At 51.5% G+C, this 15,388-nt stretch carries 13 protein-coding genes; 9 read left to right on the forward strand and 4 right to left on the reverse strand.

All coding sequences use genetic code 11. The features are described 5' to 3' along the window. Positions 1–3: 3 nt before the first annotated feature. Positions 4–1,407: an alanine/glycine:cation symporter family protein gene (locus B5F07_RS09425; RefSeq protein ID WP_087161030.1), complete on the reverse strand. Its 1,404-nt coding sequence runs from the start codon at positions 1,405–1,407 to the stop codon at positions 4–6. Positions 1,408–1,651: 244 nt separating this feature from the next. On the opposite strand from B5F07_RS09425, the gene secA reads away from it, so the two are divergent. The 4 genes from secA to B5F07_RS09445 all read left to right on the forward strand — a co-directional run bounded on the left by secA (position 1,652) and on the right by B5F07_RS09445 (position 7,829). Next, entirely contained in the window at positions 1,652–4,234 is a 2,583-nt protein-coding gene (secA, locus tag B5F07_RS09430) for a preprotein translocase subunit SecA (protein WP_087161031.1), read from the forward strand. 28 nt (positions 4,235–4,262) lie between these two features. Next, positions 4,263–5,388 (forward strand): peptide chain release factor 2 gene (gene prfB, locus B5F07_RS09435; RefSeq protein WP_191403553.1). Its coding sequence is split into 2 segments (ribosomal slippage): positions 4,263–4,325 and positions 4,327–5,388, totalling 1,125 coding nucleotides; the frame shifts between segments, so codons are not numbered across the junction. Next, complete coding sequence (locus tag B5F07_RS09440; protein ID WP_087161033.1) at positions 5,385–6,602, forward strand: homoserine dehydrogenase; 1,218 nt, start codon at positions 5,385–5,387, stop codon at positions 6,600–6,602. Before prfB ends, B5F07_RS09440 begins: the two co-directional genes overlap by 4 nt. Positions 6,603–6,623: 21 nt before the next feature. Next, positions 6,624–7,829, forward strand: coding sequence for a cofactor-independent phosphoglycerate mutase (locus tag B5F07_RS09445; RefSeq protein WP_087161034.1), 1,206 nt, complete (start codon positions 6,624–6,626; stop codon positions 7,827–7,829). A 78-nt stretch (positions 7,830–7,907) separates the two neighbouring features. Here the strand turns inward: B5F07_RS09445 and B5F07_RS09450 are convergent, their stop codons facing one another. Genes B5F07_RS09450 through B5F07_RS09460 form a run of 3 tightly spaced genes read right to left on the reverse strand, consistent with a single transcriptional unit; the run spans position 7,908 to position 9,139 of the window. Beyond that, a complete protein-coding gene (locus B5F07_RS09450; protein ID WP_087161035.1) occupies positions 7,908–8,150 on the reverse strand; it encodes a spore coat protein in 243 nt (80 codons plus the stop codon). A gap of 33 nt (positions 8,151–8,183) precedes the next feature. Beyond that, the gene (locus B5F07_RS09455; protein WP_087161036.1) at positions 8,184–8,366 is read right to left on the reverse strand and encodes a hypothetical protein; all 183 of its coding nucleotides are present in this window, start codon (positions 8,364–8,366) and stop codon (positions 8,184–8,186) included. A gap of 59 nt (positions 8,367–8,425) precedes the next feature. Continuing rightward, a complete protein-coding gene (locus tag B5F07_RS09460) occupies positions 8,426–9,139 on the reverse strand; it encodes a gamma-glutamyl-gamma-aminobutyrate hydrolase family protein (RefSeq protein WP_087161037.1) in 714 nt (237 codons plus the stop codon). Between the two features lie 219 nt (positions 9,140–9,358). On the opposite strand from B5F07_RS09460, the gene B5F07_RS09465 reads away from it, so the two are divergent. From B5F07_RS09465 to B5F07_RS09485, 5 genes are all read left to right on the forward strand, one after another. Further along, the gene (locus tag B5F07_RS09465; RefSeq protein WP_087161038.1) at positions 9,359–10,528 is read left to right on the forward strand and encodes a dipeptidase; all 1,170 of its coding nucleotides are present in this window, start codon (positions 9,359–9,361) and stop codon (positions 10,526–10,528) included. Positions 10,529–10,633: 105 nt separating this feature from the next. After that, positions 10,634–11,896 carry a uracil permease gene (uraA, locus tag B5F07_RS09470; protein ID WP_087161039.1) on the forward strand — a complete coding sequence of 421 codons (1,263 nt, stop codon included), beginning with the start codon at positions 10,634–10,636 and terminating at the stop codon, positions 11,894–11,896. 104 nt (positions 11,897–12,000) lie between these two features. Beyond that, positions 12,001–13,035: a C39 family peptidase gene (locus B5F07_RS23050; protein WP_242972485.1), complete on the forward strand. Its 1,035-nt coding sequence runs from the start codon at positions 12,001–12,003 to the stop codon at positions 13,033–13,035. A gap of 174 nt (positions 13,036–13,209) precedes the next feature. After that, positions 13,210–13,914: a LytR/AlgR family response regulator transcription factor gene (locus tag B5F07_RS09480; protein WP_087161040.1), complete on the forward strand. Its 705-nt coding sequence runs from the start codon at positions 13,210–13,212 to the stop codon at positions 13,912–13,914. A gap of 2 nt (positions 13,915–13,916) precedes the next feature. Further along, positions 13,917–15,242: a sensor histidine kinase gene (locus tag B5F07_RS09485; protein WP_087161041.1), complete on the forward strand. Its 1,326-nt coding sequence runs from the start codon at positions 13,917–13,919 to the stop codon at positions 15,240–15,242. The last annotated feature ends 146 nt before the right edge of the window (positions 15,243–15,388 follow it).

The raw sequence follows: 15,388 nt of genomic DNA on the forward strand, positions 1-15,388 counted from the left end.
AAATCAGTTCCAGAAATCTGTCCGGTCTTTCAGTCCGATGTCTGCGGCTTTGAAGACCGGATTTTTTCCTTCTTTCTTCTGTCTGACATAATCTTTCAGGCAGCGGACTGCAGGACCGCCGAGAAGAATAATAACCGGCAGGTTGATCAGTGCAAGGAATCCCATAATCACATCTGCTGTACTCCAGGCAACGCTGAACTCCATGAGAGATCCGCTAAAGACGATAACTGTGGCCACGATTCGGAATACGATGAGCAGTTTCCTGCCGGGTTTGCGGTCGCAGAGGTAGCCGAGCCCCATCTCTGCATAGAAGAAATTGCCGATCAGAGTGGTAAAGGCAAAAAGAAACAGGGCAACCGTGATAAAAACTGTGCCGAAACTGCCCAGTGAATGGGATGCGGCAGCCTGTACCCAGGGCATCCCTTTGAGTTCCGCGCTGGGAGATACTCCGGAGCAGAGCAGCATAAACGCGGTGGCAGAGCAGATCAGTATGGTGTCGATGAATACGGAAAGCATCTGCACAAGTCCCTGTTTTACCGGATGAGAGACGGATGCGCTTGCAGCTGCATTCGGGGCGGAACCGACGCCGGCCTCGTTGGAGAAGAGTCCTCTCTTGATTCCCTGCATGACACAGGAACCGGTGAAACCTCCGAAGACTGCCTTCAGGTCAAATGCATTTGTAAATATGTCGGCAAACATTCCGGGGATCAGGCTGTAATGTGTGACTACGATGAACAGGGATAAAGCCAGGTAAAAAATCCCCATGGCAGGCACGAGAACGCCTGTGATCCTGGAGATCTGCCTGCTCCCTCCGCAGATGCAGACACAGAAGACAACCGCAAGAATTCCTCCGATGACAAGCGGTGTGCTGGACTCATCGAAAAAGCCGTAAGCCCGGAAACAGTCCGTGATATTGAAAGATGCGACCAGATTGAATCCCACCATGTAGGTAAGAATCAGGAAAACGGCAAAGATCACGCCCATCCAGCGTTTCTTGAGAACCGCCTGAATGTAGTAGGCGGGACCGCCGTAACAGCTCCCGTCTTCTGCGCGGCGCTTGTAAATCTGCGCCAGTGTGCTCTCGATGAAGGCAGAGGCACTTCCAAGAAGCGCGGTAATCCACATCCAGAATACGGCGCCTGCACCGCCCAGGCAGATTGCTGTGGAGATTCCGGCGATATTTCCCGTTCCCACCCGGGAAGCCGTGGAGACCATCAGCGCCTGAAAGGACGAAAGACCTTTTTCATCATCTTTCGGCTCCATAACCACGCGGATCGATTCGATCAGCATGCGGAACTGGACAAAACGGGTCTTCACTGTAAAATAGATCCCGGTTGCAAGTAAAAGGATGATCAGGATATAAGTGTACAAAAGATCGCTTAATGTGTTGATGATTTGTGAAAACATTTTTTCCCTCTTTTCATTCTTTATAGTCTTTCTGTTTTTGATGTCCGGCTTATATATTCTATAGAAAGAAAGCGGGTTTGTCCAGGCAAAAATGCGGAAAACACACAGGAATAATGAAGAAAATGAATGTTAACAAGTTATGAACTAGTTGAATTAGAGGGAAGTTAGTGATAGAATGGAAAACGGAGTGGCATCTGGAAGCAGAGAAGCTGCTAAATTTTTATTAAGGAGTTAATTGCGGACTATGGGTATTATAGAGAAAATTTTCGGAACCCACAGTGAGAACGAGCTGAAGCGGATCTACCCGATTGTGGACCGGATCGAGGCGCTGGGGCCGGAGATGGAAGCGCTGTCTGACGAAGAGCTTAGAGGGAAGACGCGGGAGTTCAAGGACCGCCTGAAAGAAGGGGAGACTCTGGACGATATCCTGCCGGAGGCATATGCAGTTGTGAGAGAAGCTGCTTACAGAAGCCTTGGAATGCGCCATTACAGAGTTCAGCTGATCGGAGGTATTATCCTGCATCAGGGGCGTATCGCGGAGATGAAGACCGGAGAAGGAAAGACTCTTGTCTCCACGCTGCCTGCTTATCTCAACGCCCTGGAAGGAAAGGGTGTCCATATCGTCACGGTCAACGACTACCTGGCAAAGCGTGACGCCGAGTGGATGGGAAAGGTGCATGAGTTCCTGGGGCTGACCGTGGGCGTTGTGCTCAACAGTATGGACAACAAAGAGCGCCGTGCGGCGTATAACTGTGATATTACTTATGTGACAAACAATGAGCTCGGTTTCGACTATCTGCGTGATAATATGGTTATCTACAAGGAGCAGCTCGTACAGAGAGGACTTCATTTCGCGATCATCGACGAGGTCGATTCCGTTCTGATCGATGAGGCGAGAACTCCCCTTATCATTTCCGGACAGAGCGGAAAGTCTACAAAACTGTATGAGGCCTGCGATATCCTGGCGCGCCAGCTGGAGCGGGGCGAGGCCAGCGGAGAGTTCTCCAAGATCGACGCCATCATGGGGGAAGAGATCGAGGAGACCGGAGATTTTATTGTTAATGAGAAAGAGAAGACAGTCAATCTGACGGAAGACGGCGTGAAGAAGGTAGAACAGTTCTTCCATATTGAGAATCTTGCCGATCCGGAAAACCTGGAGATCCAGCACAACATCATCCTTGCCCTGCGGGCGCACAATCTGATGTTCCGCGACCAGGACTATGTGGTTACACCGGAAGGCGAAGTCATGATCGTCGATGAGTTTACCGGACGTATCATGCCGGGACGCCGTTATTCGGACGGACTGCACCAGGCGATCGAGGCGAAGGAGCATGTGAAGGTAAAACGGGAGAGCAAGACGCTTGCCACCATCACGTTCCAGAACCTGTTCAATAAATTCGACAAGAAGAGCGGTATGACAGGTACGGCGCTTACCGAGGAGAAGGAGTTCCGTGACATCTATGGCATGGATGTTGTGGAAATCCCCACCAACAAACCGGTGCAGAGAGTGGACCTGGACGATGCGGTATACAAGACGAAACGGGAGAAATACGAGGCTGTTGTCCGTGCGGTGAAGGAAGCCCATGCAAAGGGGCAGCCGGTGCTTGTAGGTACCATCACCATCGAAGTATCCGAGCTGCTGAGCAGGATGCTGAAAAAAGAGGGAATCAAGCACAATGTCCTGAACGCCAAGTATCATGAGCTTGAGGCGGAGATCGTGGCGGACGCCGGTGTCCACGGAGCGGTTACCATCGCCACCAACATGGCAGGCCGTGGTACGGATATCAAGCTAGATGACGATGCAAGGGCTGCCGGAGGTCTGAAGATCATCGGTACAGAGCGGCATGAATCCCGCCGTATCGACAATCAGCTCCGCGGACGAAGCGGACGTCAGGGAGATCCGGGTGAGTCCCGTTTCTATATCTCTCTGGAAGATGACCTGCTGCGTCTCTTCGGATCCGAGAAGCTGATGAGTGTGTTCAATGCACTCGGAGTGGAGGACGGCGAGCAGATCGAGCACAAGATGCTTTCCAGCGCAATCGAGAAAGCACAGAAGAAGATCGAGAACAACAACTTTGGTATCCGTAAGAACCTGCTTGAGTATGACCAGGTTATGAACGAGCAGAGGGAGATCATTTACGGAGAGCGGCGCCGTGTGCTTGACGGAGAGAGCATGAGGGATACGATCTATAACATGATCACGGAATATGTGGAGAATATCACAGACCGTTTCGCTTCCCCGGAGGCGGATCCGGAGGACTGGGACATCAAGGGACTGGATGTGAACCTTCACAATGTGATCCCGCAGCTTGAACTTCCCACAACGGAAGAGTGCAAGGATATGCGCCAGAAAGAACTCAAGCATATGCTCAAAGAGCGCGCCGTAAAAGCTTACGAGGCAAAAGAGGCGGAGTTTCCGGAGGCAGAGCAGATCCGTGAGGTGGAGCGCGTCGTGCTGCTGAAAGTCATTGACGCAAGATGGATGGACCACATCGATGATATGGATCAGCTGCGTCAGGGAATCGGTCTGAGAGCTTACGGACAGAGAGATCCCCTTGTAGAATACAAGATGACAGGATATGATATGTTCGGCGCGATGACAAATGCCATTGCGGAGATGACTATCCGTACCCTCTTCCACATCCGCGTGGAGCAGAAGGTGGAGAGGGAAGAGGTTGCCAAAGTTACGGGAACCAACAAGGATGACAGCGCTGTGCGGGCGCCGAAGAAGCGGCAGGAGAAGAAGATTTATCCGAATGATCCATGTCCCTGCGGAAGCGGCAAGAAGTATAAACAGTGCTGCGGCCGAAAGATGGCGAAAGCCTGAAATATTATTTTTGAAAGAGGTGATTAAGGTGGTTTTATTAGATGAATTAAAGTCCAGACTGGGCGCCTATGAAGAACCGCTGAAAGATTTGAGGGATTCACTTTGACCTGGCTTCAAAGAAGCTGAGGATCGAAGAACTCCAGAAGAGGCTGGAGGAACCGGGATTCTGGGATAACCCCGAAGAATCCCAGCAGGTCATGAAGGAATTAAAAGGCCTTCAGGACGCTGTGGAAGAAATTGAAAAACTGTACTCTGCATATGATGACATGATGCTTCTGATCGAGATGAGCGAGGAAGATGCGGATGAGGATACCATTCAGGGAATCCAGGAAGAGCTGGAGAGCTTTGAAGAAGCATTTGAGACGCTGCGGATCGGGACGCTGCTGATCGGACCTTACGACCGGGACAATGCCATCGTCACGCTCCATGCGGGCGCCGGCGGCACCGAGTCCTGCGACTGGGCGAGCATGCTGTACCGGATGTATACGAGATGGGCGGAGAAGAAAGGGTATTCCCTGGAAGTTCTCGACTATCTTGAGGGCGATGTGGCAGGAATCAAGGGCGTGACATTCGAGGTGAAGGGAGAGAACGCATACGGGTATCTTCGCTCCGAGAAGGGGGTTCACCGGCTCGTGCGGATTTCCCCGTTCAACGCGGCGGGAAAGCGCCAGACCTCCTTTGCATCCTGTGACGTGATTCCGGATATTGAGGAAGATATTGACATCGAGATCAATGAGGATGACTTAAAGATTGATACCTACCGTTCCAGCGGAGCGGGCGGACAGCATATCAACAAGACTTCCTCGGCGGTCAGAATCACCCATCTGCCCACGGGCATTGTCGTACAGTGTCAGAACGAACGTTCCCAGCACATGAATAAAGACAAGGCCATGCAGATGCTCAAATCCAAGCTGTATCTGATGAAACAGCAGGAACAGGCGGAGAAAATGTCCGACATCAGAGGAGAGGTGAAGGATATCAATTTCGGAAACCAGATCCGGTCCTATGTCATGCAGCCATACACGATGGTGAAAGACCACAGGACAAACGCGGAGACGAGCAATGTGGGCAGCGTGATGGACGGAAATATTGACCTGTTTATCAATGCCTACCTGAGCATGGACGCAGAAGTACAGAAAGGAAGAAAAGAATGATTAACGCAGCAGTAATGGGATACGGCACGGTGGGATCCGGCGTCGTTGAAGTCCTTACTACCAACAAAGAAGTGATCAGCCGGCGCGCCGGAGATGAAATCAATGTAAAGTATGTTCTCGACATCCGGGATTTCCCGGGAGATCCGGTTCAGGAGAAGATTATCCATGATTTTGAAGTGATCCTGAACGATCCGGAGATTCAGATTGTGGCGGAGGTCATGGGAGGAATCGAACCCGCATATACCTTTGTGAAAGAATGTCTGAATGCAGGAAAAAGTGTCGTGACGTCCAACAAGGCTCTGGTGGCAAAACACGGTGCGGAGCTGCTCTCAATCGCTGAGAAAAAGGGAATTAATTTTCTGTATGAGGCAAGCGTGGGCGGAGGAATTCCGATTATCCGTGCGCTTAATTCCTGCCTGACTGCAGATGTGATCGAAGAGATCACGGGAATTCTCAATGGAACGACCAACTACATGCTCAGCAAAATGTTCTATGAAGGCGCGGGGTATGATGACGTGCTTCGGGAAGCCCAGGACAACGGTTATGCAGAGCGCAATCCGGAGGCGGATGTGGAAGGATATGACGCATGCCGCAAGATTGCGATCCTCTCTTCCATGATTTCCGGAAAACGGGTGGATTTCGAGGATATTTATACGGAAGGAATCACGAAGATCACGACAGAGGACATGAAGTACGCAAAAGCGATGGGAATGACCATCAAGCTTCTGGCTTCCGCACAGAGAGAGGGAGACCGGATTGAAGCGATCGTTGCGCCGGCTCTGTTGGGCGCGGCACATCCGCTGTACAGTGTCAACGACGTGTTCAATGCGGTGTTCGTCCGCGGAAATATGCTTGGGGATGCCATGTTTTACGGAAGCGGAGCAGGAAAACTCCCGACGGCAAGTGCGGTTGTGGCAGATATTGTAGATGCGGCGAAGAATTCCGCGAGAAGCACCATGACTGTGTGGTCGGAGGATAAACTGGATCTTCTCCCACGGGAGGATTCCCTGAGAAAGTTCTTTGTCCGCGTGAAGGGAGATCCGGATGCAGAGAAGGAGAAGCTGGATCAGATTTTCGGACCGGTGCAGATTGTCAGGGCTCCGGGCCTGGAGGACGAGTTCGGCTTTGTGACAGAGAAGATGAGTGAAGGCAGCTATGAAGAGAAGGCGGAGCGTCTGGGGAATATCCTCCATATGATCCGTGTGGAAGAATAGAAGTCCGGGAAGGCAGATAAGATGAAATATATTGTAATTTTGTGTGATGGAATGGCGGATGAACCGCTGGAAGAACTGGGCGGCAGGACGCCTCTGGAGGCGGCGGTGACGCCGAATATGGACAGACTGGCGAAAGTGTCCGAGATCGGGATGGTGCGTACGGTGCCGGAGGGAATGGCTCCAGGCAGCGATACCGCGAACCTGTCTGTGATCGGGTATGATCCGGAGAAATACTACTCCGGAAGATCGCCCCTTGAGGCACTCAGCATCGGTGCAGAGATGGGAGAGCGTGATGTTTCCTTCCGCTGCAACCTGGTGACGCTCTCAGAAGAAGAGGAGCGCTATGAGGACAGGAAGATCCTGGACCACAGTTCCGGGGAGATCAGCACGGAGGACGCCGCGGTTCTGGTCGAAGCGCTGAAGGAAGGGCTTGCCAGGGAAGGGTACACCTTCTACGTGGGCACAAGCTACCGCCATCTGTTGATCCAGAAAAACGGGAAAGTCGTGGAGCTGACTGCGCCCCATGACATCCTGACAAAACGGATCGGAGAGTACCTGCCCCAGGATGAAGTGCTCCGGGACATGATGATCAGAAGTTATGATATCCTGAAAGATCATCCCATCAATGTAAAGCGCAGGGCTGAGGGAAAGAATCCGGCAAATTCCGCCTGGTTCTGGGGCGCCGGGACACGTCCGGCACTGACCTCCTTCGAGGAGAAGAACGGCGTGAAGGGCGCCATGATCTCCGCGGTAGATCTGCTGAAAGGAATTGCCGTGGGAGCCGGGATGCACAATATTACAGTGGAAGGCGCCAATGGAGGATTGAATACCAACTATGCCGGAAAAGGCGAGGCTGCTGTGAAAGCTCTCACGGAGGACGGATTTGATTTCGTCTATGTACACATCGAAGCTCCGGATGAGATGGGGCATCAGGGCAGCGTGAAAAATAAAATGCAGGCAATTGAGTCCATCGATGAGAAGATCATCGGACCGGTGGCAGACGCACTGACCGGAATGGATGTGGACTTCCGGATGCTTGTCCTTCCGGATCATCCCACGCCGGTTCGGGTGCGGACCCATACATCCGACCCGGTTCCGTATCTGCTGTACGACAGCACGAAGACAGTGGAGGAATGTGAAAATTACTGCGAAACGTCAGGAAGAAAAAACGGGATTTTTGTAGAACACGGATATACCTTGATAGACCGGCTTTTGGAGAAGGTTTGATTTTAATTGGGGACGTAGTAAAATTCAATTTTACTACGTCCCCAATTAAGTTTTACTGTGTCCCTATCTTAAAAGAGATCAACCGATAATCGACTTTACGTGACTGATCTCTTCCTGTGTCGCTTTCGCTGCCGGGACATAATAGCTGCGCTCTCTTGCCGCATCGTACATCTTTTCCTGAGACATCTCGCACTGGTTGCGGATCTGCTTCAGGCACTGTCTGAGTTCTTTATTCTCTGTCTGCGGGATCATGTCCCCAAACATTTTGAGTTCTCCGTTTATGCCGACAAGTGCGTCGGCTACCATTGTTTTTTCGTCCATATGCTCACCTCATTTTATGAATTGTTCAGTTTTCTACAGAAATTTCATGAGTTCCTGCTTGTTTTTCATCGCAGAATCTGCTGCGTCCTGGAACAGCTTTTTAATCTCCGGGTCTTTGGCCTGGGAAGCGTAATCGGTCATTTTGCAGTGCGTGGTCGAGTAGCCTCCGATCAGATGCCGCAGGTTTTGAAGGTCAAGAACTGATAATTCTGACATGGCTTGTACTCCTCCTTGTAACGAATTTTTTGAAACATTGTTCAGAGTTTAGTATGTCCCTATTGCGCTCTGTTTATGAGTGCATGGGAAATAAATTCGTGAAACAGGCCGCGCATTTCCGGTGAAGTGCGGTACATACATTCCGGGTGCCACTGGACGCCTACTGCAAACGGATGGGACTTTACCTCAATCCCTTCGATGGTTCCGTCCTGGGCGTGGGCGGAAACGGTCACATTTTTCCCCGGGGAGTTGACCGCCTGGTGATGGAAACTGTTTACATACAGGAGAGACCCCACGGATTTCCGCAGAAGGCTTCCCCGTTCCGTGTAGATGCGGTGGCTTACATCGCTGCGGTTTTTGGTCTTCTGCATGTGATCCAGCGTTCTGGCGGGAATCAGGGAAATGTCCTGCCAGATGCTCCCGCCGCAGGCCACGGAGAGTACCTGCATCCCCCGGCAGATTGCCAGCACGGGCTTGCGGGATGCCAGGATCTGCTTCATGAGACGGATCTGAAAGAGATCGACAGTGATGTCGGTGCTGCCGTTGCCGTTCTTTGGCTCTTCACCGAAAAGAAGCGGGGTGATATCTTCTCCGCCGCAGAATAGAAAGCCGTCGCAGAGGCGGACATATTCTTCCAGTATGTGATCGCTCCGGACAATGGGAAGGACAAGGGGGAGTCCTCTGGCATACCGCACGGACTGAATATAGGGATTGGTGACGAACTGACGGTTTTCAGAAAAACCGCATACAATAATACCGATTCTGGGTTCCATGGAAATCCTCCCGATTTTTATTCTGAATCAAAATTTGTTTACGTATGATAGAGTATGTAAAAATGTGGAAACTTATACATTAAGCAAAGTGTAAATGCCCGGAACGGCGTGCAGTGCTGCCTGTGATCCGGCATCCGCTTTTGCAAAGTTTTCGTTTACCGGGCAGGATATCAGAGAGTTTACCAATATTCCACATGTGTGAGAACAGGAGGCAGGCGGATGCAATGGATTGACATGCACTGTGACACGTTAAGCGAACTGCATAGACAGAACCTTCAGAAAAACATACAGGGGACGGATCCGGCACAGGATTCCGGAAGCCGGACAGCGGGATGCCGCGGAACGATGCAGACGCTGGAAAAGAACAGTCTCTGTGTCGATATCAGCAGACTGGAACAGGCAGAGTGCCGCGCACAGTTCTTTGCCTGCTTTGTCAATGCGGCAGAGTATGCGGGGGAAAACGGATCCGATGCCGGAAGTCCGGCCCGGCAGGATCATACCCGGCAGGATCTATCCCTGTGGGACCGGGCTTACGAAGCGGTTCTGCAGATGACGGATCTTGCGCGGGCAGCGCAGAATGACCGGTTCCGTCTGGCGGTCCGAAGGACAGAGTTTGAAGGGAAGGAAGAAAAGAAAGAAAAGGAAGAAAAGGAAGCGAAGGATGAAGCGCAGCATGAGAGAAATGCTGTGAAAGGAATCCTTACGGTGGAAGAGGGCGGCGTGCTGGGAGGCAGACCGGCCCGTCTGGAAGAGTTGTACCAAAGAGGCGTGCGTCTGATCACCCTGACATGGAATTATGAAAACTGTCTGGGAAGCCCAAACAGCCGGGATCCTGCCATCATGTCCCGGGGGCTGACGCCTTTCGGATTCGAGACGGTGGAACGGATGAACGGTCTGGGGATGCTCATTGATGTCTCCCATCTGTCTGACGGAGGATTCTGGGACTGTATCCGCATGAGCAGGGCCCCGGTCATAGCTTCCCACTCCAATGCCCGGGCGCTCTGCCCTCATCCGCGGAATCTGTCCGACGAGATGCTGGCAGCACTTGGTGAAAAGGGGGGAGTTGTGGGAGTGAATTTCTACGGAGCATTCCTGAGGGCGCCGGATGAACAGAAAACCCGCCGGGGAAATATGACAGGCACAATCCCCGGAATCGATGATATCCTCCGCCATATGCGGCATATCATGGACAAAGCGGGAGAGGACGCGGTGGCGCTAGGAACGGATTTTGACGGATTTGACCGGACGTCCCTTCCCCGGGGAATTGCCGGAGTGCAGGATATGGAGAAGATCTGGGAGGCCATGGAGCAAGCGGGATTTACCGCCCGGCAGATCGAGAAAACGGCTTACGGAAATGTCAGCAGGATTATCCGGGATGTGTGGAAGTAAGAAATCATTTCCTTTCCCCATTTCGTGTGGTAAAATAAAAAAGGCGGCGTGTCCGGGACAAAAGATGCGCCGTCGGAAGCGAATGGGAAAAGAGGAGGACAAACGATGGAAAACAAAAGAATTATCCAGGTTGACGAGAAGGTTCCTTTTAAACTGCTTGTGCCGCTCAGCATCCAGCATATGTTTGCCATGTTCGGCGCATCGGTGCTTGTGCCCTTTGTATTCGGCATCAACCCTGCGGTTGTACTGTTTATGAACGGCGTGGGAACCCTTCTCTTTATTTTGATTACAAAAGGGAAAGCCCCGGCTTATCTGGGCTCCAGTTTTGCATTCCTTGCCCCTGCGGGAATTGTGATTGAGCGGTGGGGATACAGTTACGCTCTGGGCGGTTTTGTGGTGGTAGGTTTCCTGGGATGTATTCTGGCACTGCTGATCTATAAATTCGGGACGGACTGGATTGACGTGGTACTCCCTCCGGCTGCCATGGGACCGGTTGTCGCCCTGATCGGTCTGGAACTGGCGGGAACAGCGGCAAGCAATGCGGGACTGCTGGACGAGACGATCGATCCGAAAAATGTGATTGTGTTTGTCGCAACACTGCTGACGGCAGTGCTGGGTTCGGTACTGTTCCGCGGATTTTTATCCGTAATCCCGATTCTGATCTCGATTATCGTAGGATATGTTGCGGCGCTTCTGTGCGGAATCGTGGATTTTGCCGATGTGGCGGCGGCACCGTTGTTTTCTCTGCCGAATTTCTCCACGCCCAGATTCAAATGGGAAGCGATTGTTATCCTGATTCCGGTACTTCTTGTCATCACATCCGAGCATATCGGACACCAGATTGTGACGAGCAAAATCGTGGGCAGGGATCTTCTCAAGGATCCGGGGCTTCATCGCTCCCTGTTTGCGGACAACTTTTCTTCCATGCTCTCGGGACTGATCGGTTCTGTCCCGACTACGACATACGGAGAGAATATCGGTGTTATGGCGATGACAAAGGTGTACAGCGTCTATGTTATCGGCGGAGCGGCAGTACTGTCTATTATCTGTTCGTTTATCGGGAAGATGACCACTCTCATCGATACGATTCCGGATCCGGTCATCGGAGGAATATCTTTTCTTCTGTACGGCATGATCGGAACGTCCGGCATCCGCATTCTGGTGGACGCCCAGGTGGATTACGGAAGATCGAGAAATATGGCAATGACCTCCGTGATCTTTGTGACGGGCCTTTCAGGAGTTACGGTAACGCTGGGAAGCGTTGAGCTTACCGGAATGGTTCTCGCCTGCGTGGTCGGCATGCTTATGGGACTGGCATTTTTCATTTTTGACAAGCTGAGGCTCACAAACGACCGGGAAGAAAAATAAATGATATCTTAATGAAGTCTCAGGAAAATTTAAGATTTTGTTTCATGAAAACCATTGTTTTCAGGCATATAATCGCTTCCGTAAGTAAAAGGAGGCGATTATTCATGTCCGGGGAAAATCAGTATGACAGGACAGATCGATGGGTAGAAGTGACTGACAGACGCAGGGGCAGTTCAGACAGAAGGCGCAGCACAGATAAACGAAGAATAAAAGAGTTAAAAAAGCAGAAAAAGAAGGTCAGGCGCAGGAGACGCCGCAGGAAAATCATGCGGATGGCGGCAGTTCTTATCGTTCTTGTTGTCAGTGCATCCTGTGTGAAGCGGATTCTGTTTGACAATCTTCTCAATCCGGATTCCTCGTTTTCCATCAGCCGGATGTCAGCCGGAATAAGCACAGGAGGAAACAGTACAAAAAGAGGCGGAACCGAACATATTACGGGAGCCGCTGTGGAGAAAAAATTAAAGGAAATGGCGGAATCTGATTCCAGAATCAATGATATACTGGATCATCCGGACCAGTACCCGGAGGAGATCCGGGAGCTTCTGGCGAATAATGAGGAAACAAAAGATTTTGTCCTGGATTATCCGGAAAAGAAAGATACAGCGCCGGCAGAAACCATCAGCGGAAAAGGAACAGAATGGCCGGGAGATGGTCGAATTCCGCTTCTGCTTCAGTGGGATGAGCGCTGGGGATACGGCTCCTATGGCGGGAGCACAATCGCGGTGAGCGGATGTGGCCCCACGGCCGTTGCCATGGTGGCGGCAGGGCTGACAGGAGATGAGAGCATCACGCCGTATAAGGTGGCACAGTATGCGGAATCAAACGGTTATTATGTCTCCGGAGAGGGAACAAGCTGGTCGCTGATGAGCCAGGGGGCAGCAGCTTTCGGTGTTCAGGGGAGCGAGCTGGGACTGGATCAGAATCTGATTTTCTCCGAGCTGGAGAGCGGGCATCCGATCATCTGCAGCATGCGCCCGGGAGATTTTACTTCCACCGGACATTTCATTGTCCTGACCGGTGTAGAGGATGGAAAGATACGGGTGAATGATCCGAACAGCAGAGTCAACAGCGAAACGCTCTGGGATTATGACCGGATCGAGTATCAGATCAGCAATCTGTGGGCGTTCCAGGCGCTTTGAAAGCTGAGAAGCGGCAGGGCGGCTCCTGTCGTCAAATCCGCGGAGCAGGTCTGCAAAGAGCAAATTTTAGCAAATCCGATTGAAATCATCTGCAAAATCGTCTAAAATAAATTCAGTTTAATGCCCGTTTTCGGAGATGAAACGGAGATTTTCAGGAATGGGAGCGGTCACGGGATGATCAGAACGGCGATTGTGGAAGATGACAGAGTATGTCAGAAGCAGCTCTCCTCGTATATCAGAAAATACGGGGAGGAGACAGGAGAAAAGTTTGATATCTCCCTGTTTGCGGACGGATATGAGATTGTGGAGCACTACAGCGGAAATTATGACATTATCTTCCTGGATATTCAGATGGAGCACATGGATGGCATGGAGGCGGCGCGGAAGATCCGCCGGTTGGATGAAAATGTGATACTTATCTTTATCACCAACATGGCCCAGTATGCGATTCAGGGGTACGAGGTCAACGCACTGGACTATGTGCTCAAGCCGGTCTCTGCTTTCGCTTTCTCCCAGGAACTGGACAAGGCTGTGAGAAAACTCAAGGCGGGAAATGAATTATATCTGACTGTGTCCCAGGAGAGAGGCATTGTGCGTCTCAACTTATCTCAGATCAGCTATCTCGAGAGCCAGGGGCATCAGATTATCGTGCATACGGATAAAGGGGACTATACATTTCGCGGGACTATGAAGCAGATGGAGGAGAGACTCTCCGGACGGTCCTTTGTCCGGTGCAACAGCGGATATCTGGTTCATCTGCGCTATGTGGAAGAAGTGGATGGAAACACGGTGAAGGTAGCGGGGGAACAGCTCCAGATCAGCCGCCCGAGAAGGAAGGCGTTTATGGAAGCGCTGACGGATTATCTGGGAGGAAAATAGAGATGAATGTTGCGGATATCCCTAAAATATATACAGCCCTGGCGGAATGGATGGCATGTCTTGTATTTGTCCTTGCCATGGAGAAGAGAAGCGGAAAATGGAAAACGGCGGGAATACTGGCCGTTTTTCTTGTTGTGCTTTCCGTGCTGCAGTACTATATCGGAGTCTGGCCCGTGGCGGTCTGGATTCCTGCCATGGCTGCGGCAATGAGCCTCATGTGCCTGTGCATCTGGATGTGCTGCCGGATTACGGGAAGGGCGGCACTGCTCTGTTTTTCCGCGGCCTTTATGGTGGCGGAGTTTGTAGCATCGCTGGAATGGCAGATCTATTCTTTTGCAGACGGTTTGGGATATGGCAGCCTTCCTGTGGAAGTGACGCTCTTTCTTCTCTTTTACGGAGGTCTTTTCGGGACGGCATATGTTCTTGTGCGGCGGTATTTTTCTGATGCAGATAAAAGAGAGGTGTCGTGGAAAGAAGCCGCGGCCTCGGTGCTGATGGCGGTGGCGGCATTTCTGATCAGCAATATCAGCTATGTGTATCCGAACACGCCTTTCAGCAGCAGTCTGCCGGCAGAGACGTTCTACATCCGCACTCTGGTGGATTTCTCCGGGGTTCTGATCCTCTTCCTTCAGCAGGAGAGATGGCGGGAGATGGGGATGAAAAAGGAAGTAGACGCGGTAAATTCCATCCTCCACAGACAGTATGAGCAGTATAATCTTTCCAGGGAAAACATCGATACCATCAACCGGAAGTACCATGACCTGAAACATCAGATAGCAGTGATCCGGGCGGAGAAAGACAGTGAAAAGCGAGAACAGTATCTGGCAGAGATGGAAAATGAAATCCGGACCTATGAGGCACAGAACAAGACCGGAAATCAGGTGCTTGACACGATTCTGACCGGGAAGCATCTGTACTGTGTGCAGCACGATATCAATTTTACCTGCGTGGCGGACGGGCATCTTCTGGATCGCATGAATGTGATGGATATCTGTACTATATTCGGGAATGCTCTGGACAATGCCATTGAATGTGAGGAGAAGATTGAAGATAAGAAGAAGCGGCTGATCCGGGTGGCTCTCTATTCCCAGAACCAGTTTACCATGATCCGCTTTGAAAACTACTGTGAGGACCGGGTGGTGTCGGGGGAGGAACTTCCGGAGACGACAAAGAAAAATAAGGAGTACCACGGATACGGGCTGAAAAGTATCCGCACCACGGTGGAGAAGTACGGCGGTTCCATGACCGTACACACGGAGGGAGAGTGGTTCTTCTTAAGAATCCTGATTCCTATGGACAGAACGCCGGCTGATGCCGGGGGGAGATAGGGAATGCTAGTTGTACAGCAATACACTTCAGAATAATGATCCGGGGCCGGACAGTAAATGACGGTCCCGGACTTTTCGTGTCTGTCTTTATGTCAGTCTGTCATACAGGATTCGCGCGGTATGGATAGAATTGTTGATTTTACCCA

It is taken from the genome of Lachnoclostridium sp. An169, assembly GCF_002160525.1.
GTDB lineage: Bacteria > Bacillota > Clostridia > Lachnospirales > Lachnospiraceae > Mediterraneibacter > Mediterraneibacter cottocaccae.

Excerpts from the sequence above, each read along its gene's own strand:
- B5F07_RS09425 (WP_087161030.1), bottom strand. The coding sequence starts at position 1,407 with ATGTTTTCACAAATCATCAACACATTAAGCGATCTTTTGTACACTTAT.
- secA (WP_087161031.1), top strand. The coding sequence starts at position 1,652 with ATGGGTATTATAGAGAAAATTTTCGGAACCCACAGTGAGAACGAGCTG.
- B5F07_RS09440 (WP_087161033.1), top strand. The coding sequence starts at position 5,385 with ATGATTAACGCAGCAGTAATGGGATACGGCACGGTGGGATCCGGCGTC.
- B5F07_RS09445 (WP_087161034.1), top strand. The coding sequence starts at position 6,624 with ATGAAATATATTGTAATTTTGTGTGATGGAATGGCGGATGAACCGCTG.
- B5F07_RS09450 (WP_087161035.1), bottom strand. The coding sequence starts at position 8,150 with ATGGACGAAAAAACAATGGTAGCCGACGCACTTGTCGGCATAAACGGA.
- B5F07_RS09455 (WP_087161036.1), bottom strand. The coding sequence starts at position 8,366 with ATGTCAGAATTATCAGTTCTTGACCTTCAAAACCTGCGGCATCTGATC.
- B5F07_RS09460 (WP_087161037.1), bottom strand. The coding sequence starts at position 9,139 with ATGGAACCCAGAATCGGTATTATTGTATGCGGTTTTTCTGAAAACCGT.
- B5F07_RS09465 (WP_087161038.1), top strand. The coding sequence starts at position 9,359 with ATGCAATGGATTGACATGCACTGTGACACGTTAAGCGAACTGCATAGA.
- uraA (WP_087161039.1), top strand. The coding sequence starts at position 10,634 with ATGGAAAACAAAAGAATTATCCAGGTTGACGAGAAGGTTCCTTTTAAA.
- B5F07_RS23050 (WP_242972485.1), top strand. The coding sequence starts at position 12,001 with ATGTCCGGGGAAAATCAGTATGACAGGACAGATCGATGGGTAGAAGTG.
- B5F07_RS09480 (WP_087161040.1), top strand. The coding sequence starts at position 13,210 with ATGATCAGAACGGCGATTGTGGAAGATGACAGAGTATGTCAGAAGCAG.
- B5F07_RS09485 (WP_087161041.1), top strand. The coding sequence starts at position 13,917 with ATGAATGTTGCGGATATCCCTAAAATATATACAGCCCTGGCGGAATGG.